Origin of the sequence: Methylopila sp. Yamaguchi, from assembly GCF_002897035.1 — a bacterium.
Lineage (GTDB): Bacteria > Pseudomonadota > Alphaproteobacteria > Rhizobiales > Methylopilaceae > Methylopila.
This window is the reverse complement of record NZ_BAUX01000024.1, coordinates 16,790-41,323: the sequence shown is the minus strand read 5'-3', so window position 1 is coordinate 41,323 and position 24,534 is coordinate 16,790. Positions and strand designations below refer to the sequence as shown.

The following is a 24,534-nucleotide window of genomic DNA, read 5'->3' as shown; positions in this document are numbered from 1 at the left end:
CCGCAAGGGGAGAGGGGGACCGCGACGTGGCGCATCATCTCCAAGCGACCAGTCACGCTCCGCCGCCGAAGGCGCCCCGCCGTCACCCCTTCCCCGGAAACTCCCCCTCCGGCACGCCCAGCGCGTCGGCGAGGCGCGCGCGGGCGGAGCCGGGCTTGAGCGGCTTCTGCTGCTCGGGATGCGGCGCCCAGCCCGACAGCCAGGCGACGTCGAACGTCGCGCGCACCCGGCCGTCGGCGTCGGCGAACCGCTCGGCGTAGATCGCGAGCGCCCGGGCGAGCGTCGCCCGCCGCAGCGGCCGGCGCCGCCGCTCCAGCAGCACGTTGGTCGCCCCCCAGGCGCGCAGGTCGGCCATCAGCGCGAGCGCATGCGGGTAGCGCACCGTCACGCGGTCGACGTCCGCGACCGGCAGCGCGAAGCCCGCCCGCTGCAGCAGCGCGCCCAAGGCCCTGACGTCGGCGAAGGGCAGCACGCGCGGGCTCAAGCCGCCCTCGACCTCGCCCTCGGCCGCCGCGAAGGCTTGCCGCAGCTCCGTCAGCGTCTCGCCGCTGAGCAGGGCGCCGAGGAACAGACCGTCCGGCTTCAGCGAGCGCCGGACCTGCGCCAGGGCGCCCGGCAGATCGTCCACGAGCTGCAGCGCAAGAGACGAGACCACGAGATCGAAGCTCTCGGGCGCGAACGGCGAGGCCGCCGGGTCTGAGACGAGGTCCGCCCCGGCCTCCGCCCGCGCCGCCGCCCGGACCACCCGGCCGGCGCCCGGCCGCGCGCGCAAGACGCCAGCGGCCTCGGGGCCGGTCGAGACGAGGTCGAGCGCGTCGGCGAAGGGCCGGAGCGTCGCGGCCAGCCGGTCGGCGAGATCCTCGGCCACCCGCCGCCGCAGGAAGTCCGGCCCGCCTCCCGCCGTCGCGGCGCGCGCGAGCCGCAGGCCGAGCGTGCGGCGGTCGATGAGAGCGGGGACGGCGGTCATGAGCGAGAGATAGGCCGCCGCGCCGGTCAGGTCATCCCCCGAAGGAGGGCCCGATCCCGGACGTTTCTCGACTGACCCGGCCGGCCCGCGAGCCCGCGTCCCGCCAGCCGGCCCGTTGACTGCAATACACACATGATTTCTACTTATGCGCGAACTGACGTCGGACCGGGGGCGGGCGATGGCGCTGTATCGGTGGGCCTGCGCGTGCTGCGGTGAGGCTCATGACGAGCTGCCCACATGCTGGGGCTCTCCCTCGCCCTTCGATCTTCTGCCGGAGGGGGAGCGCGAACGGCGCGCGATCTTCAACCGGGACACCGGGATCCTCGACGACAACACGTTCTTTGTCCGCGGAGGGATCTACATCCCCATCCACGGCATGGACGAGCCGCTCGCCTGGGACGTGTGGGTGTCGCTGTCGGAAGAGAGCTGGAATGCGATGGCGGAGACCTGGGACGATCCCGACCGCCACGAGACGACCGGCCCGTTCTTCGGATGGCTCCAGAGCTCGCTGCCCTACGCCGAGGAGACACGCGGCCTGAAGACCAGGGTGCACATCCAGCCGCCGGGCCAGATCCCCTGGATCGAGGTCGAGCCGACCGCGCATCCCCTCGCCGTCGAGCAGGAGTTCGGGGTAACCGTCGAGCGCGTGGCGGAGATCGCCGCGCGCTTTCTCGCGCACTGACGACGACCTCCGCCTCCGCGACCGTCTTCGCCCGCTCTGCGCGGGCACCCGGTTTCGCGACAGTCTTCCCCAACTGCGAAGGGGCGAGCTCAATCGTCATTCCCCGGTTTATCCGGGGAATCCAGGCCAGCTCTTCCGCACGCAGGGGGTCGACTGGATGCCCCGGATAAACCGGGGCATGACGCGCGCGCTTTCAGGCTGGGCCGGAGCTTACGCCAAAGCCGAGGAAGACGCTGGCCCTCCTTGTTCCCGCCGGAGAGAGGTCGCCGCGAAGCCGCGGGTGAGGGCTCAGGCCGCCCCCTCAATCCGGCCGCCGTTCCCCCGCCTGCAGCCGCGCCTCGGCCTCGGCCATGTAGTCGCGCGTCATCGGTGTGGCGGCGACGTCCTTGGTGAGCTGGATCTGGAAGACCATGTGCTTGCCGTGGCGGAACGAGAACTCCGCGGTGATGAGGTAGAACTCCCACATCCGGCAGAACCGCTCGCCGAGCAGCGCCGCGGCCTGGGCGCGGTTCTCCTGGAACCGGCGCTCCCAGTGCACGAGCGTTTCCGCGTAGTGCATCCGCCAGATCTCGATGTCGGTCGCCCAGAGCTTGGCGCCCTCGATCGCGGTCAGGGTCTCCGAGAGCGCGGGCGAGTAGCCGCCGGGGAAGATGTACTTCTTCACCCAGGCGCCGGTGATCCCCGGGCCGCCCTTGCGCCCGATCGAATGCAGCAGCGCCACGCCGTCCGGCTTCAGCAGCTTCGAGACCTTGGCGAAGAAGGCCGGGAAGTTCTTGACGCCCACGTGCTCGAACATGCCGACCGAGACGATGCGGTCGAACGGGCCCTCCACATCGCGGTAGTCCATCAGCTCGAACCGCACCCGATCGGAGAGGCCACGCGCCGCGGCGCGTTCGATCGCGAGCGCCCGCTGCTCCTTCGACAGCGTGACGCCGACCACTTCAACCCCGCAGTTCTCGGCGAGATAGATCGCCATCGAGCCCCAGCCGGATCCGATGTCGAGCACGCGCTGGCCGGGCTTGAGGTCGAGCTTCGCCGCGATGTGGCGGAGCTTGGCGACCTGCGCCTCCTCCAGCGTGTCGTCGGGCGAACGGAAATAGCCGCAGGAGTAGTTCAGCCCCTTGTCGAGGAAGAGCCGGTACATCTCGTTCGAGAGGTCGTAGTGCGCCTCGACGTTCTTTTTCGACAGCGCCGTCGTGTTGGAGCGCGCCCAGCGCTTGAGCGTCTTCAAGCCGCGGCGCAGCGCCTTCTGGATCGGCTGGGCGCGCAGATTGGTGCGGTTTAGCGCGTAGATCGTCAGGAAGTCCCGGAGCGTTCCCTGCTCGATGGTGAGCCGGCCGTCCATGTAGGCCTCGCCCGCCTTGAGCTCGGGATTGAGCAGCAGGTCGCGCGCGACCTTGGCGTCATGGAACTTGAGCGTCACGGCCGGCCCGGGCTCGCCGGCGTGGCTGTGGCGGACGCCCTTGTGGTCGATGATCGTGAGCGAGCCGCGGCCGACGAAACGGCGTAGCATGGCTTGGAACAGATCCATCGGCGGCTCCGGGCGTGAAAGGCTGGGCGCTTGATTAGAACAGCGCGCGCGATCCCGCATCGTCTTTGTGCATGGGCCGTCCGGCGGAGGGCGTTCGTCTCGTCGGAGGAAGCCACGTCACGCCTCTGCTCGTGGAGGGCGTCCAGAGAACGCGGGAACGCATGAGCGCCGTCGACGAGGCCGCGCCGTCCCGCCTCGCCCGCCTCCGCGCGCCGCTTGCCCGGCTCGGCCGGCGCGCGCTCGATCTCGCGCTGCCGCCCCAGTGCCTCGCCTGCGCGACGCCGGTCGCCGACATGGGCGGGCTCTGCGTCGCCTGCTGGAGCGGCCTGAAGGCGATCGAGCGGCCGTTCTGCGAGCGGCTCGGGACGCCGTTCCCCGCCGACTTCGGTCCCGGCCTGGTGTCGCCCAAGGCGCTCGCGAGCCCGCCGGCCTGGGACCGGGCCCGCGCGGTCGCCCGGTTCGACGGCACGGCCCGCACGCTGGTCCACCGCCTGAAGTACGGCGACGGCACCCATCTCGCGGACGCGCTCGGCGGCATGATGGCGCGGGCCGGCCATGAACTGCTGGCGCCCGAGACGCTGCTGCTCCCTGTGCCGCTGCACCGGGGGAGGCTGTGGCGCCGGCGGTTCAACCAGTCGGCGCTGCTCGCCCGCAGGATTGCGGCGCTCTCCGGCGCGGAGCTCGCGCTCGATCTCCTCGTGCGCGCCAAGGCCACACGGCCCCAGGTGGGCCTGAGCGGGCGCGAACGGGCCGAAAACCTTGCCGGGGCCTTCCGCCTGGGCGACCAGGGGAAGGCGCGGATCGCCGGGCGGGCGGTCGTTCTCGTCGACGACGTGATGACGACCGGGGCCACTCTCGACCGCCTCGCCCGGCTCGTGCGGCGCGCAGGGGCAGGCTCCGTGGACGCGCTGGTGTTCGCGCTGGTTGTGAACGACGGCTGACAGCCTATATCGTGACGCTTTCGCCCTTTCGCTCCTTTGCGTCGAGGTTTCGATGCCCACGGTGACGGTCTACTCCCGCGTCGGCTGCCCCTATTGCGACATGGCCAAGAGCCTGCTGCGCCGGAAGAGCGTGACCTTCGACGAGATCGACATCGGCCGCGCGCCGGACAGGAGACCGGAGATGATCGCGAAATCAGGAGGCCGCACCACGGTGCCGCAGATCTTCATCGACGGGCGCCATGTGGGAGGCTGCGACGATCTCTACGCTCTCGACGAGAGCGGCGGCCTCGACCCGTTGCTGGCGGCGTGACGGCGATGGCGGAGGTCTCCAGAAGCTTCGTCGCCGCCTGCGCGCAGATGCGCTCGGGCAAGGACATGACCGCGAACGTCGACGCCGCCGCGAAGCTGATCCGGGAGGCGGCGGAGAGCGGCGCGGCCTATGTCCAGACGCCGGAGATGACCAACATCCTGGTGCGCTCCCGCGACGAACTGTTCGCCGCCATCATGCCGGAGAACGTCTGCCCGGCGCTCGCGGCCTTCCAGGAGCTCGCGCGCGGCCTCGCGGTCTACGTTCATCTCGGGTCGCTCGCGGTGAAGCTCGACGGCCACCGCGCGGCGAACCGCAGTTTCGTGATCGACCCCGAGGGCGAGATCGTCGCGCGCTACGACAAGATCCACATGTTCGACGTGGACCTGCCGAACGGCGAGAGCTGGCGGGAAAGCGCGACCTACCGTCCGGGCGAATCGGCCGTCGGCGTCGATCTGCCCTGGGGCCGGCTGGGGCTCACCGTCTGCTACGACGTCCGCTTCCCCACGCTGCACCGCGCGCTGGCCGAGACCGGCGCCGAGGCGATCGCCTCCCCCGCGGCCTTCACTCGGCAGACCGGCGAGGCGCACTGGCACGTCCTGCTGCGCTCGCGCGCGATCGAGACCGGCTCCTTCGTCATCGCGGCCGCCCAGGGCGGCAAGCACGACGACGGCCGCGAGACCTATGGCCACAGCCTGATCATCGACCCCTGGGGCCGCGTCCTGGCGGAAGCCGACCACGACCGCCCCGGCGTCATCCTGGCGGAGATCGACCTCGCGCAGTCCGCCGAGGCCCGCCGCCGCATCCCGGCGCTCGAGAACGGGCGGCGCTTCGGCGTTCTGCCCCAGGCCTCGGACCCGACCCCGCTGCGCGACGTCGGGACGTGACGCCCGACGCCGGCCCAGCCGTCCAAACCCTCCCTCGCCCATGATCCGCTACCAACTCACCTGCGCCGCGGCCCACGGCTTCGACGGCTGGTTCCGCTCCTCTGCCGATTTCGACGGCCAGGCGGAGCGCGGCCTTTTGTCCTGTCCCGCTTGCGGGTCGGCCGAGGTGCGCAAGGCGCTGATGGCCCCGGCCCTGGCGACCGCTTCCGACGTCCCGGGGCCCGCCCTCGCAGCCCCCTCCCCCGCCGAGCCGGTCACGCTCGTCTCCGAAAAGGACAGGGCGTTGCGCGCGATGCTTCGGGAGCTGCGCGAGCACGTGACGCGGACCGCCGAAGACGTCGGCGACCGGTTTCCGGAGGTCGCCCGGCAGATCCACGCCGAGGAGATCGAGCCCCGCTCGGTCTACGGCAGGGCGACGTTCGAGGAGGCGAAGGCGCTGGCCGAGGAGGGCGTGCCCGTCCATCCGCTGCCGCGTTTCCCCGACGACGGAAACTGACCGCCAGCCATGCGCCACAGGGCTTGACACAGCTCCCGATCGGCGTATTTCAGCGCGCATCCGCAGCGGCTTACGCCGTTCGCGGCTCCACAGGAATTCGACCCTTTATGCCAAGCGACAGTAGTCGATGGACCGCGCCCTGCGCGGCCGTTCGCGAGCGCCTCGCCTGATCGCTTGATCGGGCTCGCCCGCGACCGGCCCGTGCGGCCGGTCGGACGAGGTGAGCCAATGACCTTTCCCAAGCGCGCCCCCGGGCGCATCGCCGCCGAGTTCGAGGCCGCCCCGCGTGAGCGCGGCGGCGATCTCGCGTTGATCATCCTGCTTGCGCTGGTGTTCGCGCCGATCGTCGCGATGCACGTAGCCTTCGCGTCGGACGACGGCGCCCAGCAGGCGTCGCCCGCGACGCAGGCGATGGCGGCTGGCGCGCGCTAGGCCGACCGCTCTTCCAGCGTCGGCGCCGGCTGGCGGCGGCGCTCGATGCGCTCCGCGAGGCCGCGATCGAACAGGTGCACGTCGCGCCGCTTGAGCGCGACCACAAGGACGCCGCCGGTGAGAAAGCCGCCGACGTGCGCCCACCAAGCGATCTGGGCGCCTTCGCCCGCGAGCAGGGCGTTGCCGGCCTGGAACACGACCCAGGCGCCGATGATCCAGAAGGCGCGAAGCCGCAGCGGGATCCGGTAGAACACCAGCACCCAGACCTTCACCTGCGGGTGCAGCATCACATAGGCGGCGACCACGCCAGCGACGACGCCCGAGCCCCCGACCAGAGGCGCGTCGGCGTTCGCCGCGCCGGCGGCGTGGGCGAGCCCGGAGCCGACCCCGCAGAGCACCAGGAACAGCAGGTAGCGGGCGCGGCCGAGATCGTCCTCGACGTTGTCGCCGAAGACCCACAGGAACATCATGTTGCCGATGAGGTGCAGCCACCCGCCGTGCAGCACGATCGAGGTGACGAGCGTGGCCCAGGCCGGCACCCGCTCATAGCCCGCCGGGAGCACCGCCTCGCCGAACAACACGCTGGGGATGAGCCCGAACGAGACCACCGAGGCTTGGCGCGCGTCGATCACGAGGCCGGACTGGAACACGACGAAGATCGCGATCGAGACGCCCATGAAGGCATAGGTCACCCACGGCCGCCCGATGTGGCGGTGGGGAGCGTCGTCCAGGAAGGGGACGAACATTGGCGGTCTCGACCCGTCAAGCGCGGCTGCGACCTCCTGCGGGCCGGCGCGCTTCCGCAAATATGGCGGCGTGGGCGACCGTCACAAGCGCTCGGACGCAGCGCTCGGCGATTGGCGCGTCAGCGTGTCTTTCCGGGCGCCCAAAGCACGTCGCCCTGGCCGAGGTTCGCGACCCGCGCGGCGACGAACAGGAAGTCCGACAGCCGGTTGACGTAGGCGAGCGCCGGCTTCGACACCGCCTCGCGCTCCGCGAGCGCCGTCATCAGCCGCTCGGCGCGGCGGGCGACGGTGCGGGCGAGATGCAGGTTCGCGGCGAGCGCGGTTCCCGCCGGCAGCACGAAGGACTTCAGCGGCTCCAGCTGCGCGTTGAGCGCGTCGATGTCCCCCTCGAGCCGGTCGACCTGGCTCTGCACGATCCGCAGCGGCTCGTAGCCCAGGTCCTCGCCGGTGTCGGGCGTCGCGAGATCGGCGCCGAGGTCGAACATCTCGTTCTGAACGCGCGACAGGATGACGTCGAGCTCCGGCGCGGCGTGCAGCCGGGCGAGCCCGATCGCGGCGTTGGCCTCGTCGACGGCGCCGTAGGTGTCCACGCGCAGGTCATGCTTCGGACGTCGGGGGCCGGAGGCCAGCCCCGTGGTGCCGTCGTCGCCGGTGCGCGTGTAGATCTTGTTGAGCTTGACCATCGCGGCCTCAGGACCCCATCGCCCAGACCGTCGCCATGATGACGACGATCGCCACGAACTGCAGCCCGACGCGCCAGCGCATCAGCTTCTGAGACCGGTTGGGATCGCCGCCCCGCATCATGTTGAACAGTCCGAGGATCAGCACGATCGCGACCGCGCCGACGGCGACCGGCACGGCGTAGCCCGAGAGAAGATCGGCCATGGCGGTCCCTCAGTTCAAAAACAGGATCGACGCGTTCAGCGCCGTGGCGAAGGCGACCCACGCCAGATAGGGGTGCAGCAGCCCGGCCGCGAGCCCGTCGATCGTCCGAAACGTCAGGATCGTCCAGACGATCGCGGCGAGCAGCGCCAGGATGACCGCGAGACCGAGCCCCGGATTTTGCGCGCCGAAGAAGGCGAAGGACCAGGCGACGTTGAGGGCGAACTGGACGGCGTAGGCCGTCAGCGCTCGCCGCCGCGCGGCCCCCTCCCCGATCACAGCCACCCGCCAGAGCGACACCGCCATCAGCGCGTAGAGGATCGTCCAGGCGATCGGGAACGCGAGCTTCGGCGGATTGAACGAGGGCTTCGCCAGTCCGTCGTACCACGGAAGATTCGGGACGGTCGCCGCGGAGCCGAGCTGGGACGCGGCGAAGCTGAGCGCGAGCGCGCCGGCCAGGATCAGCAACGAGCGCGGCGAGCGCCAGGCGGGACGGGATGCTGTCGTCATGGGGCTCACATACCGCGGTTGGGCGCGGCCCGCGAGGGGCCGCGCCTCCAATCCTCAGACCCGGACGCCCGCGGCGTCCACCTCCGCCTCGGGGACCTCGAGGTCCTGCGCCGGCGGCGGCCCGCCGTGAATCTGCGCCTCGAAGCCGCGCAGACGCTTGTAGATCGACAGCAGCTCGATGATCTGCGGCCAGGAGTTCACGAGGTACTGGAACGATTTACGCACTTCCTCGAACGCGCCCAGGATCTGCTGCATCGGCCCGAGCGTTATCTTGCCGGCCACAATGGTGGGCGCAAGCACCAGATAGGGAAATATATTGTCGATTTGCAAATAGGAAATACGTGCAACGTTAAAATATAGATAGTTAAAATACAGCCTGAAGTAATTTTTGCGGACATTAGCGAACAGTTCTCTGGCAGTTGGCGGCTGTGCGCGATCAGGGTCGTCCTCGCCATAGACCAACTCCTTGCGGTAGGCCGCTTCCACGCGTTGGTTGCGGAACTCGAGACCCGGTAGCTTGATCCCGACAAGGGCGAGGAAGGTGGTTCCGAACGCGGCCCACAGGATCGACGCCGTGACCAGCGGCTGGGGAACGGCGCCGACGATCGGCAGCTCGCTGACCGGGCCGGACAGCCGTATCAGCACGGGCAGGAAGGCGATCAGCGTCATCACCGCGTCGATCAGGCTGACGCCCAGCGTCTCCATCTGGGTGGAGAACCGCATGGTGTCTTCCTGGACGCGTTGCGAGGCGCCTTCGACATGGCGAAGTTTGGGCCAGAACGACATGTAGTAGTCGTTCATCGCCGTCCGCCAGCGGAAGATGTAGTGTTGCACGAAGAACCGGGTGAAGACGCCGACAATTACGGCAACCATGGCGATGCCGATGAACGCGAAGGCTTCGCCGTAGAAATCAGCGAGTGTAACAGGCCGGCTTTTAGAGACCGCGGCCTGCACCAGGTCGTAGAACGGCCCGTACCAAGCGTTGATTGCGACCGCCACCTGCACCTGAAAGTAGGTGACGAAAATGATCAGCGCGCTGCCGAGAATGGACCACGGCGCCCACGGATGCTTCGAGGTGGCCAACCAGTAGGCCGAGAACAGGCCGACCGCGATCGCATAGTAGATGTAGAACCACAGGAAGGGCGCGGAGACGAAGACGGCCGGCCCGACGATCGGCGGCGCGTCCGGCGCGGGCGGCGGCAGGCCGATCCAATCGCCCGCGGCCCAGCCGCCCGCGTACCACAGACCGATCGCAAGCAGCGACCACACCACGGCCGAGACGAAGAACGGTTTCGGGTTCGGGAAAAACGATACGAACATGCCCGACGGCCTCCACGTGCGCCCCCGGGGGCGGGGCGGCGACAAGGCATACGCCGGAAGCGGCGAGACGATGTCTTAAAAGTTGGAAGGGTCCCGCCCGCGGCGACCGCGCCGTTCGCCTCGCCTCACCAGACCGCGGCGAGCAGCGCGTCGCGTTCGGCGCGGGTCGGGAAGGCGCCGAAACCTCCTTCGGCGCGGACCGCGAGGGCGCCGCAGGCGGCGGCGTGCCGCAGGCTTTTGGGCCAGTCGCCGGTTTCCGCGAAGGTGGTCGCGAATCCCGCGGCGAAGGCGTCCCCCGCCCCAATGGTGTCGACGGTCGCCACTTCAAAGGCCGGCTGGGTCAGAATCGCGCCGTCCGACAGCCGGGCGATCGCCCCGGCCGCGCCGCGGGTCGCCACCAGCGCGCGGACGCCGCGTTGGAAGAGCGCCGCCGCAAGCGCCTCGGCGTCGAGGTCGACCGCGACGTCGAGCGCGAGGGCGAGCGCCTCCGTCTCGACCGCGTTCGCGACGACGATCGAGCAGGCCGCGAGGATCTCGGGCGCCACGGGGCGGAACGGCGACGGGTTGAGCACGGTGATTCGGTCCGCGCCGCGGGCGATCGCGAAGGCCTCGGCGATGGCCGCGTCGCCGATCTCGAACTGGGCGAGCGTCACTGCGGCCGCCTCGATCGCCGGCCGTGCGTCCTGGGCGTCATCGGCGGACAGCGACGCATTGGCGCCGGAGAACACCGCAATGGCGGTCTCGCCGTCTTCGGCGATGAAGCCGACGCCCGCGCCCGTCGCGCCCGTCCGGCGGCGCAGCATGGCGGGGTCGAGATCGGCGTGCGCGAAGGCCGGCGGCGCGAGCGCGCCGAGCGCGTCGTCCCCGACCGCGAACAGGCCATCGACCGTCGCGCCGAGCCTGCGCGCGGCGACCGCCTGGTTGAATCCCTTGCCGCCGGGCTCCAGCCGGAACCCAGACGCGGCGAGCGATTCGCCGGCCATGGGCAGCCGCGCAACACGTGTCGTGCACGCCGTCACGAAGCTCCCCATAATGAAAAGCTTCGCTCGCGCGTCGTTCTGGTTCATCATAAGTCACGCCCCCCGACGCGACGTCGTTCCCGCCATCCTGCGCCGAGAGCGCCTGAGCCGCTCCGCACATTATGCTGAAAGCGTTGCACGACACTCCAAGCTTACACAGTCGCCTGCGTTTGCGCGACGACACAGCGATGCCGCTTTACCGGCAACTGGAGCTGCAGATCGCCGCCCTGATCGAGGGCGGCGAGATCGGCCCGGGAGCCACTTTGCCGGCCGAGCGCCAGCTCGCGTCCGAGCTGGGCGTCAGCCGCACGACGGTGCAGCATTGCTACGGCGCCCTGCGCCGGCGCCGGCTGGTGAGCGCGCACGGCCGCCTCGGCTTCATCGTCGAAGGTCCTACGGAGAAGCTCCATCCCGGCATGGAGCGCCTCAAGGGCTTCACCGAGGAGATGCGCGAGCTCGGCCGCGTCGCGTCGTCGAAGGTGATCGAGCGCGTGATCACCCACGACCGCTCGCTCGCCTCGCTGTTCCAGCAGCCCTCGACCGCGCCGTTCCTGAAGCTCGTGCGGATTCGCTTCGGCGACGACGTGCCGCTGTCGCGGGAGGTCGCGTGGTACGACCTCGGGGTCGCGCCCGAGCTCGCCGAGGCCGACCTCTCGGGGTCGGTCTACGACCGGCTGCGGGAGATCGGCTGCGCGCTGACGCGCTGCGAGCAGACGATCGAGGCCGCCACCCCGGACGAGGACGAATGCGCGGTGTTCGGCTTCGAGGAGCCCTTGCCCTGCCTGCTCATCAAGCGCCGCTCTTTCGCGGGCGAACGCATGGTCGAGTACGTCGAGGGCCTGTTCCGCGGCGACGCCTACGCCTACCGGCTCACCCTCGGCGCGTGACCGCCTGACTTTTGGCGCGGGCGCGCTAGCTCGGCAGGGATGCCCTCGACGAGGAGACGCCCTCCATGCCGATGCGACTGACCCGCCGCGCCGCGATCGCCGGAGCCGCCGCGACCGCGGCGGTCGGCCTGACGCTCCCCGCCCAGGCCGCGACCGTGACGCTGATCGTGCCGTTTCCCGCCGGCGGCGCCGTCGACATTCTGGGGCGGCTCGTCGCCGAGCGCCTGCAGGCGAAGCTCGGGGAGACCGTGATCGTCGACAACCGCGGCGGGGCCGGCGGAATGATCGGCACGGCGGCGGTGGCGAAGGCGGAGCCCGACGGCGCGACCCTTGGCGTCGCCTCCACGTCGCAGCTGATCGCGAACAAGTATCTCTACGGATCCAGTCCGTACGATGCCGACGCCGACCTCGTGCCGGTCAGCCGCGTCGCGACCGGCACCGTACTGTGCGTGGCGAACGCGAAGATCGCGCAGGACCGCGGCTGGGCGACCTTCCGCGACCTGATCGCCTGGTCGAAGGCCCACCCGGACGAGACGCGCATGGGCTCCTCAGGCCTCGGCCAGGTCTCGCACCTGATGATCGAGCTCGTGAAGGCGCGCACCGGCGCCAGGATCCTCCACGTGCCCTACAAGGGCGGCGGCCCGGCGATCCTCGACCTGCTCGGCGGCACGATCGACATGATGTTCGACGTCATCCCCGCCCTGATGCCGCATGTGAAGGAGAAGGCCTTCCTGCCGCTCGCCGTAGGCAGCCGCGAGCGCATCCCCGCGCTCCCCGACACGCCGAGCATGAAGGACTTTTCGGACCTCAACCTCGCCGACGTCGATCTCCAGACCTGGTACGCGATCGTCGCGCCCAAGGGCTATCCCGCCGACAAGCAGGCGTCCCTGTCCAAGGCCCTGGCCGAGATCATGGAGGACCCCGCGGTGAAGGCGAGGCTGGAGCCGATCGGCTTCTCGCCCGTGACCGACGCCTCGCCGGAGCAGTTGAAAACCCGGATCGCGCAGGAGAACCCGATGTGGAGGGACATGGTGCGGCTGTCGGGCGCCAAACTCGATTAGCCGACTTCAGTCCTGCGCCGGCAGGGTCAGCCGTGCGGCCAGTCCTCCCGCCGGCCCTCGCTCCAGCGTGAGCCCGCCGCCGTAGAGCTCCGCGAGCTCCCGGGCGATCGACAGGCCGAAGCCGTGACCGGGCGTGGTCTCGTCGAGCCGCCGGCCCGGCAGCATCGCCTCGGGCAGCGCGTCCTCGGGCAGGCCCGGGCCGTCGTCTGAGATCGTCAGCGCGACCTGCGCGTCGCTCCGCCGTGCGTGAACCACGATCGCGCCGCGGGCCCATTTGCAGGCGTTGTCGAGCAGATTGCCGGCCATCTCGTCCACGTCCTGCGGGTCGCAGGCCACATGGATGTCGTCGGCCACGTCGATCGCGATCGACAGCGTCTTGCCCGCATGGATCGCCTTCAGCGCGACCGCGAGATCGTCGATCCGGGGCTTGAGCTCGGTCCGCATGCGCTGCGGTCCGCCGAGGGCTGCGGCGCGGGCGCGGGCGAGATGGTGCCGGATCCGGCGCTCGACGCGATCGACCTCGGCGCGCAGGGCGCCGTCCGGGTCGCGGCCGGGATCGTCGAGCGCCACCGAGAGCGTCGCGAGCGGCGTCTTCAGGCCATGCGCCAGGTTCGCGACGTGCAGCCGCGCGCTAGCGAGCCCCGCGGCGTTCTGCTCGATCAGCGCGTTCAGCTCCGAGGCGAGCGGCTTGAGTTCGGCCGGCTGGTCGTCCGGCACTCGCGCCGCGCGGCCGGCGCGCACCTCGCCGAGCGCCTCGCGCAGCCGGCGGAGCGGCGTCAGGCCGAACCTAACCTGCAGCAGCGACGCGCCGACGAGGCCGAGGCCCACCGCCGCGAGCGAGAGCACGAGCGGCCTCAGGGCGTCCCGCATCGGTCCGGCGACCGCGCCAAACGGCGCCGCGACAGCGATATCGACCGGCCTGCCGCCCACGTCGACGCGCGTCGCGCGCACGATCAGCGGCTCCTCCGCGGGGCCGCGGCCCTCGTCCATCTTCGGCTTCGGCTCGCGCCAGCGCGGGTCGAAGGGCGCCGGCAGCGGCCGCCGCCGCCCGGATTCGAACCCTTCGTCGCCGAGCGAGCCTGACCGCAGGACGGCCGCGCCCTCCTCGTCGACGCGCCAGTACCAGCCGGAGCGCCGCCGGTCGAACGGCGGGCCGTCGACGTTGCGGGACAGGCGGAGCCGGCCGTCCGGGTCGCGCTCCAGCGCGTCGGCGATCGTCGTCGTCTGCGCGTCCAGGCGCTGCTCGACCTGCTGCGTCACGAAGCGCTGGAGGATGAAGCCGATGGCGAGGCCGGCGCCCACGAGCGCGACCAGGGTGAGCACGGCCGCCGCGAGCGTCAGCCGTCCGGCGAGGGAGCGCGGCGCGAGCCTCATGCGCCGTCCGCCGTCAGCCGGTAGCCGCGGCCGCGCACCGTCTCGATCAGGTCGCGGCCGATCTTGCGGCGCAGCCGCCCGACGATGACCTCGAGCGAATTCGAATCGACCTCCGCGTCGCCCTCGTAGACCCGCTCCAGCAGTTCCATCCGGTCCACCACCGCCTCCTTCCGCAGCGCGAGGCAGGAGAGCACGCGCCATTCCATGCCGGTGAGCTTCAGCGGCAGGCCGTCGAGTTCGAAGGTCCCGAGCTGGGCGTCGAAGACGAGAGGGCCGCAGACCACGCGCGACGCGGACGCCCCCGCGGCCCGCCGGACGAGCGCGCGAAGCCGCATGACGAGCTCCTCCACCCGGAACGGCTTGGTCAGGTAGTCGTCGGCCCCGGCCTTGAAGCCCTCAACCTTGTCGGACCAGCTCTCGCGCGCGGTCAGGATGAGCACCGGCAGGTCGCGCCCGTCGGCGCGCCAGCGGCGGAGAACGGTCGCGCCGTCGACCTTCGGCAGGCCAAGGTCGAGCACGGCGACGTCGTAGCGCTCCGTGGCGCCGAGATGGCCGCCGTCCTCTCCGTTCGCGGCGACGTCGACCGCGAACATCTCCTCCCTGAGCGCCCGCGCGACCCGCTCGGCGAGCGCGGCGTCGTCCTCGACCAGCAGCACGCGCATGACATGTCCTCGAGAGTTCGTGGGCGTTCGATAGCCCCGCAGGCTGAACCGAAGCTGAACCGCGCGGTTCAGGCCGGGTTCGAGGGCCCTCATCTAGAACGGCGTCATCGAAACCGAACCGGAGACCATCCGATGACGACTGACAACGCCGCTCCGACCGACGAGCCGCTCGCCCCGAAGCCCGCGGAGCCCATCCGGCCGAAGCGCGGCCGCCGGGCCATCTTCGCCGCAGCCGGCGTCGCGCTTCTCGCCGCGGGCGCCGCGGCCGGCGCCGGAGCCGCGTCCTTCGCCCGTCACGGCGGCGGCGAGATGGCGCCGCTCGCGCCTGTCGCGATCTCCGCCGTGAAGGACGGCGCGGTGACCACGGTGAGGGGCAAGGTGGCCGAGATCTTCGGCAACAAGTTCGTGCTTCAGGACGACACCGGCCGCGCCCTGGTGGAGACCGGCCGCGCCGGCGAGGGCGGCAAGCTCGTGGCGGCCGACGAGGCGGTGACGGTCCAGGGGCGCTTCGAGGACGGCTTCCTGCGCGCGGCTTGGATCGTCCGCGCAGACGGCGCGGCGGAGAAGGTCGGCGGCTTCGGTCCCGGCGGGCCGAAGGAGCGCGACCGCCACGGCCACGGGCCGAAGCGGGGCGAGCGCGAGGAGGGTCCGCGGCGCGGCGCGGACGCCCCCCCGCCGCCGCCGGCTGGCGGCGCGGAGCGCCCCGGCGCGCCGCTCTGACCTCCGCGAGGGGGCGCTCCGCGCGGGGCGCCCCTTCCGTTTTCGGCCGAGGACCCCGATCTTGGGAGTAACGCGAGGCTTGGCGCGCGACCCGCGACGGCCTCTTCCTCCTGCGCGTCACGCGCGGGGGCACGCCGGGCGACGCCGGCGCTCCCGGCCGCGACGCCTGATCGGATGATCTTGATGATCCCCTTTTCCGTTCTCGATCTCGCGCCGATAGCCGAAGGCTCCACCGCGGCGGACGCCCTGCGCAATTCCGCGTCGTACGCGCAGGCCGCCGAGCGGCTCGGCTTCCGGCGGTTCTGGCTGGCGGAGCACCACAACATGACCGGCATCGCCAGCGCCGCCACGGCGGTGGTGATCGCGCACGTGGCGGCCGCGACCTCCTCGATCCGGGTCGGCTCCGGCGGGATCATGCTGCCGAACCACTCGCCGCTGGTGATCGCCGAACAGTTCGGCACGCTGGCCTCGCTCCATCCCGGCCGCATCGACCTCGGCCTCGGCCGCGCGCCGGGCACCGACATGCTGACCGCCCGCGCGCTCCGGCGCGACGTCAACGCGGCGGCCGAGCGCTTCCCGCAGGACGTGATCGAACTGCAGGCCTACTTCGCGCCGGCGGTCGAGGGACAGGCGATCCGCGCCGTGCCGGGCGCAGGCCTCGAGGTTCCGCTCTGGCTGCTCGGCTCCAGCACCTTCTCCGCCCAGCTCGCGGCGATGCTTGGGCTGCCCTTCGCCTTCGCCGCCCACTTCGCGCCGGCGGATCTCGAAGCCGCCTTCGCGGTCTACCGCGAGCGCTTCCAGCCCTCGGAGACGCTCGCGAAGCCGCATGCGATGGTCGCCGTGAACGTGCTGACCGCGGAGACCGACGCCGAGGCCCAGCGGCTGTTCACCTCGCAGCAGCAGGCGTTCCTGAACCTGCGCCGCGGCCGTCCCGGCCCGTTGCCGCCGCCTGTCGACGACATCGGAATGGTCGCGTCGCCGGGCGAAGTGGCGAGCCTCGAGCAGATGCTGCGCTACGCCTTCGTGGGTTCGGTCGAGACCGTCGAGCGGGAGCTCACGCGCTTCATCGCGCGGCTGCAGCCGGACGAGCTGATGGCGACCGGCCACATGTTCGATCCGGCCGCTCGCATCGCCTCGCTCGAGGGCGTCGCGGTCGTGCGCGACCGTCTCGCCGCGGCGGAACGCGTCGCGGCGTGACGCCGGTACCGTCAGACCACCCGGCGCAGATCGTCGGCGTACTGCTTGATCGGCGCGAGCGTGCTCATCACGCGCGCTGCGGGGAAGGCGACGATGACCTCGGTGCCTTCCCGCAGCCGGCTCTTCAGCGAAAAGTGGCCGCCGTGAAGATCGACGAGCCCCTTCACGATCGGCAGGCCGAGCCCGGCGCCCTGCTCCGCGGTCTTGATGGCGAGGCTGCCCTGGCCGAAGGAGGCGAGCACCGTCGGGATCTCGTTTTCGGGGATTCCGGGGCCCGAATCCGACACCGACAGATACTGGCCGCCCGAGGCCATCCAGCCGACCTTCAGCCGGATCTCCCCGCCCTGCGGGGTGAACTTGATCGCGTTCGACAGCAGGTTGAGCGTGATCTGGCGCAGCGCGCGCTCGTCCGCCCAGAGCGGCGGAAGGTTGGCCTCGTAGACCTCCCGGATCGAGATGCCGCGGTTCTTGGCGCGGAGCTTCAACAGGCGGTGGCAGTCCTCCACCACATAGGGAAGGCTGACGCTCTCCTCGTGCAGCTCGTAGCGACCGGCCTCGATGCGCGAGAGGTCGAGGATCTCGTTGATCAGCTGAAGCAGGTGCTGGCCGCTCTGGTGGATGTCGCCGGCGTACTCCTTGTAGGTCGGCACCGCGTGGGCCCCGAAGACCTCCGACTTCATCACCTCGGAGAAGCCGAGGATGGCGTTGAGGGGCGTGCGCAGTTCGTGGCTCATGGTGGCGAGGAACCGCGACTTGGCGAGGTTCGCCTCCTCCGCCCGGCGACGGGCCTCGTCGGAGTTGGCCTTGGCCTGCTCCAGCTCGCCGATCAGGGCGTCCTTCTCCGCCTGAAACTCCAGCGCGCCGAGCGCGTTGCGGTAGAGCTTGCGCGCGAGGAGCAGAAAATAGATCTCGACGCCCGCCGTCATTCCCGCGACCGCCGCGGAGCCGATGCCGCCCTTGGCGAGGTAGGCCGCCACCACGACCAGGGCGATGGGGATCGTCCCGGCGTAGACCGCCGCCGGCACGCTTGCGGCGAGCATGACCGGGACCGCGACGCCGACGAGCATCACGAACAGGGAGATCAGCTCGGCGGAATCCTCGCCGCCGCTGAGCAGGGCGACGATCGATCCCCAGGCGAGTCCGTTGAGGCATTCGGCGAAGACGAAGCGGGTCGTCCAGCGCCGCACGTCCAGCCCTTCGGACGGCTGGCGCATGAAGCGCTTGGCGAAGGCCCCGATCAGGGCGTGGCCGGCGAACACCGTCGCGAACCAGGCGATCGCGAACTGGGGTTCGGCCCACAGCGTCGACACGCCGGCGATGACGGCCGCGAGCGTCAGGACGACGGCGACGGCGGACAGGCGGTTCTGGGCGTAGATGCGCGCGAGTTCGACGTCGAACTCCGGACGCGTGCCCGTGGTGGAGGTCAGCCGCTCGCGTTCGGCGCGCACTTTCGCCGTCACCGTGCGTCGACGCTCGGTCGTCGTTTCGCCCGACCGGCCCTCGGCGTCCCGCATGGCCGGAAGATCGAACATGTCCACGTGGAGATCGCGTCCCGCCTCGCCCGGAGCCCGTTTGGAGCAAGGATGACCGCCAAAGGCTTAAAAGGGTGCTGACGCGACCGATCAATTGCAAAATGAGCGCCGTGCAATCCAGTCCCGACCTCGACGCGCTGGTGGCCGAGATCCGGCGGTGCCGGATCTGTCGCGACGCCCCGCGCGGGGCGCCGCTGCCGCACGAGCCCCGTCCGGTGGTCCGGGCGCGGGCGTCCGCGCGCCTCGTCGTCAGCGGCCAGGCGCCGGGCACCCGGGTGCACGCCAGCGGACTGCCGTTCACGGACCCCTCGGGCGTGCGGCTCCGCGGCTGGATGGGGGTCACGGACGAGGAGTTCTACGACGAAACCCGGATCGCGGTGGTGCCCATGGGCTTCTGCTTTCCCGGCCAGGACGCCAAGGGCGGCGATCTGCCGCCCCGCAGGGAGTGCGCGCCGGCGTGGCGGGCCTCGGTGTTCGCCGCTTTGCCCGACGTCGAGCTGGTGCTCGCGGTCGGCCGGCCGGCGCAGCGCTGGCATCTGGGGGAAGACGCCGGGAGCTCGCTGACCGAAGCGGTGATGGACTGGCGCCGCGTCCTGAACCGCGCGGCCGCCCCGCGCGTTCTGCCGCTGCCGCACCCTTCGTGGCGCAACAACGCCTGGCTGAGGCGCAACCCCTGGTTCGACGCCGAGCTGGTTCCCGAACTGCGCCGGCTGGTCCGCGGCGCGCTCGCGACGTGAAAAAGCGCGCAGGGAGCGGCGCCGTCCCGCGTATCAGCCTTCGAAGGGGCCGTTGGTCCACCCCATTAAGGAGATCGTCATGATCCGCATCGCCGCCGCAGCTCTCGCCGCGACCGTCGCCCTCGCCCCGCTCGCGGCCTCCGCCGCCGCCGGCGACGGCGACACCCGTCAGGACCGCCTGCAGAAGCGCGCCGAGATGATGTCGAAGCGCTTCGACAAGCTCGACAAGAACAAGGACGGCGCGGTCGACAAGACCGAGATGGAGGCGGCCTCCAAGCGCGCCTTCGACAGGGCCGACACCAACAAGGACGGCGTGATCGACGAGGCCGAGGCCAAGGCGATCCGCGACCGCCTGGCCGAGCGCCGCGGCGACCGTCCGGCGAAGGCCAACCACAAGGACCGCCTCGCCCGGGCTGACGCCGACAAGGACGGCAAGATCACCCGCGACGAATTCGCCGCGAGCGCGGCCCCCTGGCTCATGCGCGCCGACTCCGACAAGGATGGCAAGGTGACCAAGGCGGAGCTCGACGACTACGTCAGCACGCTGCAGAAGCGGGCGGAGAAGGCGGACGCCAGGCGCGCCGCCCAGTAAGGGAGGCTCGAGGCGGGGCTTGAGGGGTGGCGGGCGTCGGCCGCATGGCGAACCTCGAACGCGTCGGGCGCGCCGTGTCCGAGCCTGAGCCTCCGCGGCCTGGCCGCGCCGAGGCGGACGACGACGACGAACTGGTCGCCCGCGCCGCGGCCGGCGACCAGCGGGCCTTCGCCCGGCTCGTCGCCCGCCATGGTCCCCGCGCCCAGGCGCTCGCGCACCGCTTCACCGGCTCCGCCAACGAGGCCGAGGACATCGTTCAGGAAGCGTTCTGGCGGGTCTGGCGGGCGGCGCACAACTGGACGCCGGGCGTCGCCCGGTTCTCGACCTGGCTGCACCGCATCGTGGTCAACCTCTGCGTCGACCGCGCGCGGCGCGAGCGGCTGCGGCGGATGCTGCCGTTCGCGGACCACTTCGATCCGCCGTCCGAGGACCCAAGCCCCGAGCGCTCGCTCGGGGACCGCCACGCGGTCGACGCCGTCCGCCGCGACATCCTCGAACTGCCGGCCCGACAGCGGGCCGCGATCCTGCTGGCCGCCGACGGCGAGCGCTCCAACGCCGAGATCGCCGCGGTGCTGGAGACGACGGAGAAGGCGGTGGAATCGATGCTCGTGCGCGCCCGGCGCACGCTGCGCGCCCGCCATCGTGGGCGTGAGGAGGCCTGAGATGATCAAAGGATCCGAGATCGACGTCTTCGCCGACCGGCTCGACGCCTACAGCCCGGACCTCGCGCGCTGGCCGGCGGACCGCGCCGGGGAAGCCCAGGCGCTGCTGGCGCGGTCGGCGGAGGCGCGGGCGCTCCAGAGCGAATCGCAGCGTTTCGCGCGCCTTCTCGCCTCCGCGGCGGAGGCCCCCGCGCCCAACGGCTTCGCGTTTCGGGTCGTCGGCGAGATCGCGGCGCGGCGCGAGGACCGCTGGTTCCGGCTGTTCGGCTCGCCCGGCCGCTTCGGCCTCGCGAGCGCGGGCCTCTGCGCCGCGGCGGTCGTGATCGGCGTCAGCCTCGGCCTCGCCACAAGCCCGACCGGCGCGGGCTACGATCCCGGCGACGCCATCGACGTCGCATTCAACGACGTGGACCTGTGATGGCGCGACGGCCGCACTGGGCGCTCTACGCCGCGCTCGCGCTCTCGGTCGCGCTCAACCTCGGCGGCGCCGGCTATCTGTTCGCGACGGTCGAGCGCGGACGCGGCCCCCGCACGATCGACAGCACGATCGAGACCGTCGCCGGCCGCTACCCCGGCGCCACCGGCGGGGCGATCCGCGCCGCCCTGGAGAAGCGGCGCGCCGAGCTTAAGGCGGCCTTCGACGACATCCGGACAGCCCGCCGCGCCACCCGCGTCGCGATGAAGGCCCAGCCCTACGACCCGGAGCGGCTCGAAGCCGCCTTCGCGGAGGCGCGGGCGAAGAGCTCCGCCCTGCAGGCGATCGTCCACGAGGCGATCGCCTCCGCCATTCCCGGCGCGCCGCCGGACGACCGCGCGAAGATCACCGACGACAAGGACTGAGAGGCGGCGCCGCGCTCAGTACTCGACGACGCCGTCGAGCGCGTAGTGCTTGATCGTCTTGCGGTTCGCGATCAGCTCGTCGATCGTCGGCTCGTTGTTCATCGCGCGTTTGATGGCGAGCTTCATCGCCTCGTAGTTCGTGCGATAGAGGTCGGGCTTGTCGAGGTTCGGGTCTTCCGCGCAGCGGAGATCGAGCCAGACCGTCACGATGATGCAGATCTCGTTGACGATGTCCTTGGGGATCACGCCGTCGATGACGCAGTCGAGCACGGCGTCCGCGATCGCGCCCTGGACGACGCCGCCGAGCAGGTCGACGTACTCCGCGCCGGGGATCGTCACCTTCGACGTCATCAGCGTGGCGGGGCGGACCAGCTGGTTGAGGTCGCGCACCGCGAACATGCGGGTGTGACCGACGCTTTGGCCGAGCATCGAGGCGAAGGCCTGGCCGACTGGGCCGTTGACCGCGCCGATCAGAACCTCCGGCATCGCGTCGGTCGCCTGGCCCTCGGCGGCCAGAACGGTCGCCTCGCCGGCGCGGAAGATGATGTCGGTCATCAGAAAGCTCCTATGAAGGTCGTCGTCATTCCGTCGGCACGTCGCACCACACGCCTCGGGCGTCGTCGCGACACCGGAGGCAGCCGTTGGCGACGCCAAAATGCATGGCGGAGATGGAGAGCGATCCCTCCTCGACCCGCTCGCGCACCCAAGGGAAGGTCATCAGGTTCGCGACCGTCACCTCGGCGCAGGCCTGCTCGGCCAACCTCTCGCGCGCGTCCCAGTCGAGCGACGGGTCGACCTTGGCGCGCGCCTCTTCGGCGATGCCCATCCAATTGACCACGAAGTCCGAGGCCTCGGCCGGCGCGCCCTGGAACAGCGCCTTCACGCCGCCGCAGCCGGCGTGGCCCAGCACGACGATGCGGTGGACCTGAAGCACCCGCACCGCGAACTCGACCGCGGCGCTCGCGCCGTGATGCGCCTGATCCGGCGCGTAGGGCGGCACCAGCGCGGCCACGTTGCGCAGCACGAACAGCTGTCCCGGCGCCGCCCCCAGGATCTGCTGCGGATCCACGCGGCTGTCCGAGCACCCGATCACCATCACTTTCGGCGATTGCCCCTTGGCGAGCTGCTCGAAACGGCGTTGCAGCTCGGGCCAGGCTTCGGCGCGGAACCGCCGGTAACCGTCGAAAAGAGCGTCCAGCGAACCTGCCCGCTCGGGCGTCGTCGCGGGGCTGTGACCGTCATTCATGAACCGCTGCCCCCTGTCGCCGCGTAGGGTTGAAAAGGAAATGGCGCCGGGCGCACGGACCACGCCGGCCGGGCGCCCGTCAATCGCGCAGAGGGTCGCGGCCTCATCTTCGCGCGAGCCGTCTGGCCGAACGCCGCGGCGGGTCTATCTGGAACCGTTCGAGGGCATGAGCAACGCCGCCTTTAGGATCGGACGCCGATGATCGCATCCGCCTCGCCCGAGGCTCTCGAGCCGAAGGACGACGCGCTGGACGCCGCAGCCTGGGCGGCCGTTCGCGCCGTACGCCACGGCGCGACGCCGCCGGCGCATCTCAGGTCCCATCCCCTGCTGCGGATGCTCGGGCCGACGGCGGCCCCGCGCAACCTTGTGGTCGCCCAGATCGGTCAATCGCTCGACGGCCGCGTCGCCACGGTGACCGGCGCCTCGCACTACATCAACGGTCCCGGCGGCCTCGATCACCTGCACCGCCTGCGGGCGCTCGTCGAAGCGGTCGTGGTCGGCGTCGGAACGGTCTGCGCCGACGACTGCCAGCTCACGGTGCGGCGGGTCGAGGGCGTCTCGCCGGCGCGCGTCGTGATCGACCCCGCGGGCCGCATGCCGGCCGGCGCGCGGTTGCTCGCGGACGACGGAACGCGGCGCATCGTGATCCGGGCGGAGGGCGCGCCGCACTGCGCCGCGCCCGGGGTGGAGACGGTTCATCTGCCGGCCGTCGCCGGCCGCATTGAACCGCGCGACGTCGTGGCCGCGCTTGCGCGCCGCGGCCTGCGCCGGGTGCTGATCGAGGGAGGCGCGTCGACGGTTTCCGCCTTCATCGAGGCGGACTTGGTGGACAGGCTGCATGTGATGGTCGCCCCGCTGCTGGTCGGGTCGGGGCGCGCGGGCCTCGCGCTGACGCCGATCGACCGGCTCGACCTCGCGCGCCGGCCCGTCGCCGCCGCGTTCACGCTCGGCGAAGACATCCTGTTCGATTGCGACATGCGACGCTCGGCTCAGAACCGGCGCGCGGAAGGAGGGGTAAGCCATGACGCTGACGGCCTCAACGAGGACGCCCGCAGCCGGCGGCTACACGCCGACGGCTAAGGTGCTGCACTGGGTGGTGGCGATTTTCGTCATCTCGGAGATCATCGTCGGCCTGTCGCTCGACAGCATTCCGGACGGGCCGACCAAGAACACGATCTACGACCTGCACAAATCGACCGGGATCGTCATTCTCACGCTGATGATCGTCCGGCTGGCCTGGCGGCTGACCAACCCGCCGCCGCCGTCGGAGCCGACGCTGGCGCGCTGGCAGATCGGCCTGTCGCACGCGGTGCACTGGACGCTTTACCTGATCCTGCTGGTGATGCCGATCCTGGGCTGGGCCGGCTCAAACGCCTTCGGCGCGCCGGTCCCCGTGTTCTGGCTGTTCGAGATGCCGAGGATCATGTCGGAGAACAAGGAGCTGTCGAAGCAGATCCTCGCCGTGCACGCCACGCTGGGATTCGTCGCTGGCGGCCTGATCCTTCTCCACGTCGCCGCGGCGCTCTACCACCGGCTATTCCTCAAGGACGCGGTGCTGGCGCGCATGACCTGACGCTGCCTCAAGCCAGGGCTGGAGCCGGAACGCTCGTGCCCCGGCCTTGGGCCGGGACCCGGACCCGTGCGGCCACGGGATGGCGCGCCCGTCCCGCACCTTCTTGCGAGCGCCGCGTTTCTCAGTCCCGGCTCAAGGCCGGGACCCGAGGCGCGAGCCTGTCCGGCCCGCGCCGCAGCCCAGGGGGAACTCAGCCCGCGAGCGAGGCCTCGAAGTTGATCTTTGCGTTGAGCACCTTGGAGACCGGGCAGCCGTCCTTCGCCTTGGTCGCGATCTCCTTGAACTGCGCCTCGTCGATGCCCGGCACCTTGGCCGTCACCGAGAGATCGATGAAGGTGATCTGGAACCCGCCCCCCTGCTGCTCGATCGAGACCGCCGAGGTGGCGTTGATCTCGTCCGGCGTGAAGCCGGCTTCGCCCAACATCAGCGAAAGCGCCATCGAGAAGCACGAGGCGTGGGCCGCGCCGATCAGCTCTTCCGGGTTGGTGCCCTTCTCATCGCCGAAGCGCTTCTTGAACGAATAGTTGAGGTCGGAGAGGGCTCCGCTCTCGGTCGAGACCTTGCCCGAACCTTCCTTGACGGAGCCGTTCCAAACGGCGCTGCCAGTGCGCTTCATACGTCAATCTCCTTGGGGCCGGCCGCCGTTTTGGCGGCGTTGAGAGACGAATTAGGGCGGGGGATCGGATCGTCAGGGGCGAGCGGGCGCACGCCCCGCGTGCAGAGACGCGCGG

The 24,534-nt window shown here is 71.0% G+C and carries 31 protein-coding genes; 17 read left to right on the top strand and 14 right to left on the bottom strand.

All coding sequences use genetic code 11. The annotated features are described in order from the left end of the window. Positions 1-82: 82 nt before the first annotated feature. The gene (locus METY_RS19890) at positions 83-967 is read right to left on the bottom strand and encodes a methyltransferase domain-containing protein (protein WP_103123129.1); all 885 of its coding nucleotides are present in this window, start codon (positions 965-967) and stop codon (positions 83-85) included. Between the two features lie 145 nt (positions 968-1,112). Here METY_RS19890 and METY_RS19885 point away from each other — a divergent pair, with 145 nt between their 5' ends. Beyond that, on the top strand, positions 1,113-1,649 hold the full coding sequence (locus METY_RS19885; protein WP_200819746.1) for a DUF2199 domain-containing protein: 537 nt from the start codon (positions 1,113-1,115) through the stop codon (positions 1,647-1,649). A gap of 301 nt (positions 1,650-1,950) precedes the next feature. Here METY_RS19885 and METY_RS19880 read toward each other — a convergent pair whose 3' ends face one another. After that, complete coding sequence (locus tag METY_RS19880) at positions 1,951-3,180, bottom strand: SAM-dependent methyltransferase (RefSeq protein WP_103123127.1); 1,230 nt, start codon at positions 3,178-3,180, stop codon at positions 1,951-1,953. A 161-nt stretch (positions 3,181-3,341) separates the two neighbouring features. On the opposite strand from METY_RS19880, the gene METY_RS19875 reads away from it, so the two are divergent. From METY_RS19875 to METY_RS19855, 5 genes are all read left to right on the top strand, one after another. Next, a complete protein-coding gene (locus METY_RS19875; protein WP_103123126.1) occupies positions 3,342-4,121 on the top strand; it encodes a ComF family protein in 780 nt (259 codons plus the stop codon). 52 nt (positions 4,122-4,173) lie between these two features. Further along, positions 4,174-4,431 (top strand): glutaredoxin 3, encoded by a 258-nt coding sequence (gene grxC, locus METY_RS19870; RefSeq protein WP_103123125.1) that lies wholly within the window; start codon positions 4,174-4,176, stop codon positions 4,429-4,431. Positions 4,432-4,436: 5 nt separating this feature from the next. After that, positions 4,437-5,315 (top strand): carbon-nitrogen hydrolase family protein, encoded by an 879-nt coding sequence (locus METY_RS19865; RefSeq protein ID WP_103123124.1) that lies wholly within the window; start codon positions 4,437-4,439, stop codon positions 5,313-5,315. Positions 5,316-5,355: 40 nt separating this feature from the next. After that, the gene (locus METY_RS19860) at positions 5,356-5,811 is read left to right on the top strand and encodes a DUF1178 family protein (protein ID WP_103123123.1); all 456 of its coding nucleotides are present in this window, start codon (positions 5,356-5,358) and stop codon (positions 5,809-5,811) included. Between the two features lie 228 nt (positions 5,812-6,039). Further along, positions 6,040-6,243, top strand: a complete 204-nt coding sequence (locus METY_RS19855) for a hypothetical protein (RefSeq protein ID WP_103123122.1) — start codon at positions 6,040-6,042, stop codon at positions 6,241-6,243. On the opposite strand, the gene METY_RS19850 is transcribed toward METY_RS19855, so the two are convergent. The 6 genes from METY_RS19850 to METY_RS19825 form a co-directional block, all read right to left on the bottom strand. Continuing rightward, on the bottom strand, positions 6,240-6,989 hold the full coding sequence (locus METY_RS19850; protein WP_103123121.1) for a rhomboid family intramembrane serine protease: 750 nt from the start codon (positions 6,987-6,989) through the stop codon (positions 6,240-6,242). The two genes, METY_RS19855 and METY_RS19850, sit on opposite strands and share 4 nt — an antisense overlap. Positions 6,990-7,108: 119 nt before the next feature. Next, positions 7,109-7,672, bottom strand: coding sequence for a cob(I)yrinic acid a,c-diamide adenosyltransferase (locus tag METY_RS19845; protein WP_103123120.1), 564 nt, complete (start codon positions 7,670-7,672; stop codon positions 7,109-7,111). Positions 7,673-7,679: 7 nt separating this feature from the next. Continuing rightward, on the bottom strand, positions 7,680-7,874 hold the full coding sequence (locus tag METY_RS19840) for a twin transmembrane helix small protein (protein ID WP_103123119.1): 195 nt from the start codon (positions 7,872-7,874) through the stop codon (positions 7,680-7,682). Between the two features lie 9 nt (positions 7,875-7,883). Next, positions 7,884-8,381: a TspO/MBR family protein gene (locus METY_RS19835; protein WP_244593757.1), complete on the bottom strand. Its 498-nt coding sequence runs from the start codon at positions 8,379-8,381 to the stop codon at positions 7,884-7,886. 54 nt (positions 8,382-8,435) lie between these two features. After that, a complete protein-coding gene (gene sbmA / locus METY_RS19830; protein WP_103123117.1) occupies positions 8,436-9,701 on the bottom strand; it encodes a peptide antibiotic transporter SbmA in 1,266 nt (421 codons plus the stop codon). Between the two features lie 125 nt (positions 9,702-9,826). Continuing rightward, a complete protein-coding gene (locus METY_RS19825; RefSeq protein WP_244593756.1) occupies positions 9,827-10,684 on the bottom strand; it encodes a PfkB family carbohydrate kinase in 858 nt (285 codons plus the stop codon). Between the two features lie 224 nt (positions 10,685-10,908). On the opposite strand from METY_RS19825, the gene METY_RS19820 reads away from it, so the two are divergent. After that, a complete protein-coding gene (locus METY_RS19820) occupies positions 10,909-11,607 on the top strand; it encodes a GntR family transcriptional regulator (RefSeq protein ID WP_200819745.1) in 699 nt (232 codons plus the stop codon). A 65-nt stretch (positions 11,608-11,672) separates the two neighbouring features. Further along, positions 11,673-12,668, top strand: coding sequence for a Bug family tripartite tricarboxylate transporter substrate binding protein (locus METY_RS19815; RefSeq protein WP_103123115.1), 996 nt, complete (start codon positions 11,673-11,675; stop codon positions 12,666-12,668). A gap of 6 nt (positions 12,669-12,674) precedes the next feature. Here the strand turns inward: METY_RS19815 and METY_RS19810 are convergent, their stop codons facing one another. Beyond that, entirely contained in the window at positions 12,675-14,042 is a 1,368-nt protein-coding gene (locus tag METY_RS19810) for a sensor histidine kinase (RefSeq protein ID WP_103123114.1), read from the bottom strand. Continuing rightward, positions 14,039-14,704: a response regulator gene (locus METY_RS19805; protein WP_103123113.1), complete on the bottom strand. Its 666-nt coding sequence runs from the start codon at positions 14,702-14,704 to the stop codon at positions 14,039-14,041. The genes METY_RS19810 and METY_RS19805 overlap by 4 nt, the downstream gene beginning before the upstream one ends. 132 nt (positions 14,705-14,836) lie before the next feature. Here METY_RS19805 and METY_RS21530 point away from each other — a divergent pair, with 132 nt between their 5' ends. Together METY_RS21530 and METY_RS19795 are read left to right on the top strand one after the other, a co-directional pair. Then, complete coding sequence (locus METY_RS21530; RefSeq protein WP_244593755.1) at positions 14,837-15,424, top strand: hypothetical protein; 588 nt, start codon at positions 14,837-14,839, stop codon at positions 15,422-15,424. Between the two features lie 183 nt (positions 15,425-15,607). Next, positions 15,608-16,621 (top strand): LLM class flavin-dependent oxidoreductase, encoded by a 1,014-nt coding sequence (locus tag METY_RS19795; RefSeq protein WP_103123134.1) that lies wholly within the window; start codon positions 15,608-15,610, stop codon positions 16,619-16,621. Between the two features lie 11 nt (positions 16,622-16,632). On the opposite strand, the gene METY_RS19790 is transcribed toward METY_RS19795, so the two are convergent. Then, positions 16,633-18,153, bottom strand: coding sequence for a sensor histidine kinase (locus METY_RS19790; RefSeq protein WP_103123112.1), 1,521 nt, complete (start codon positions 18,151-18,153; stop codon positions 16,633-16,635). Between the two features lie 101 nt (positions 18,154-18,254). Here METY_RS19790 and METY_RS19785 point away from each other — a divergent pair, with 101 nt between their 5' ends. The 5 genes from METY_RS19785 (at position 18,255) to METY_RS19765 (ending at position 20,984) form a co-directional block, all read left to right on the top strand. After that, complete coding sequence (locus tag METY_RS19785; protein ID WP_103123111.1) at positions 18,255-18,890, top strand: uracil-DNA glycosylase family protein; 636 nt, start codon at positions 18,255-18,257, stop codon at positions 18,888-18,890. A 79-nt stretch (positions 18,891-18,969) separates the two neighbouring features. After that, complete coding sequence (locus METY_RS19780; protein ID WP_103123110.1) at positions 18,970-19,482, top strand: EF-hand domain-containing protein; 513 nt, start codon at positions 18,970-18,972, stop codon at positions 19,480-19,482. Between the two features lie 44 nt (positions 19,483-19,526). After that, complete coding sequence (locus tag METY_RS19775) at positions 19,527-20,144, top strand: sigma-70 family RNA polymerase sigma factor (RefSeq protein ID WP_244593754.1); 618 nt, start codon at positions 19,527-19,529, stop codon at positions 20,142-20,144. Between the two features lies 1 nt (position 20,145). Continuing rightward, positions 20,146-20,562 (top strand): hypothetical protein, encoded by a 417-nt coding sequence (locus METY_RS19770; RefSeq protein WP_103123108.1) that lies wholly within the window; start codon positions 20,146-20,148, stop codon positions 20,560-20,562. After that, the gene (locus METY_RS19765) at positions 20,562-20,984 is read left to right on the top strand and encodes a periplasmic heavy metal sensor (RefSeq protein ID WP_103123107.1); all 423 of its coding nucleotides are present in this window, start codon (positions 20,562-20,564) and stop codon (positions 20,982-20,984) included. Before METY_RS19770 ends, METY_RS19765 begins: the two co-directional genes overlap by 1 nt. Before the next feature lie 15 nt (positions 20,985-20,999). On the opposite strand, the gene fae is transcribed toward METY_RS19765, so the two are convergent. Both fae and METY_RS19755 read right to left on the bottom strand, forming a co-directional pair. Continuing rightward, entirely contained in the window at positions 21,000-21,539 is a 540-nt protein-coding gene (fae, locus tag METY_RS19760) for a formaldehyde-activating enzyme (protein WP_103123106.1), read from the bottom strand. Between the two features lie 25 nt (positions 21,540-21,564). Beyond that, on the bottom strand, positions 21,565-22,230 hold the full coding sequence (locus METY_RS19755) for a carbonic anhydrase (protein ID WP_200819744.1): 666 nt from the start codon (positions 22,228-22,230) through the stop codon (positions 21,565-21,567). 198 nt (positions 22,231-22,428) lie between these two features. On the opposite strand from METY_RS19755, the gene METY_RS19750 reads away from it, so the two are divergent. Together METY_RS19750 and METY_RS19745 are read left to right on the top strand one after the other, a co-directional pair. Next, a complete protein-coding gene (locus METY_RS19750) occupies positions 22,429-23,310 on the top strand; it encodes a RibD family protein (protein WP_103123105.1) in 882 nt (293 codons plus the stop codon). Next, positions 23,252-23,803: a cytochrome b gene (locus METY_RS19745; RefSeq protein WP_103123104.1), complete on the top strand. Its 552-nt coding sequence runs from the start codon at positions 23,252-23,254 to the stop codon at positions 23,801-23,803. Before METY_RS19750 ends, METY_RS19745 begins: the two co-directional genes overlap by 59 nt. A gap of 190 nt (positions 23,804-23,993) precedes the next feature. Here METY_RS19745 and METY_RS19740 read toward each other — a convergent pair whose 3' ends face one another. Further along, the gene (locus tag METY_RS19740) at positions 23,994-24,419 is read right to left on the bottom strand and encodes an OsmC family protein (protein WP_103123103.1); all 426 of its coding nucleotides are present in this window, start codon (positions 24,417-24,419) and stop codon (positions 23,994-23,996) included. Between the last annotated feature and the right edge of the window lie 115 nt (positions 24,420-24,534).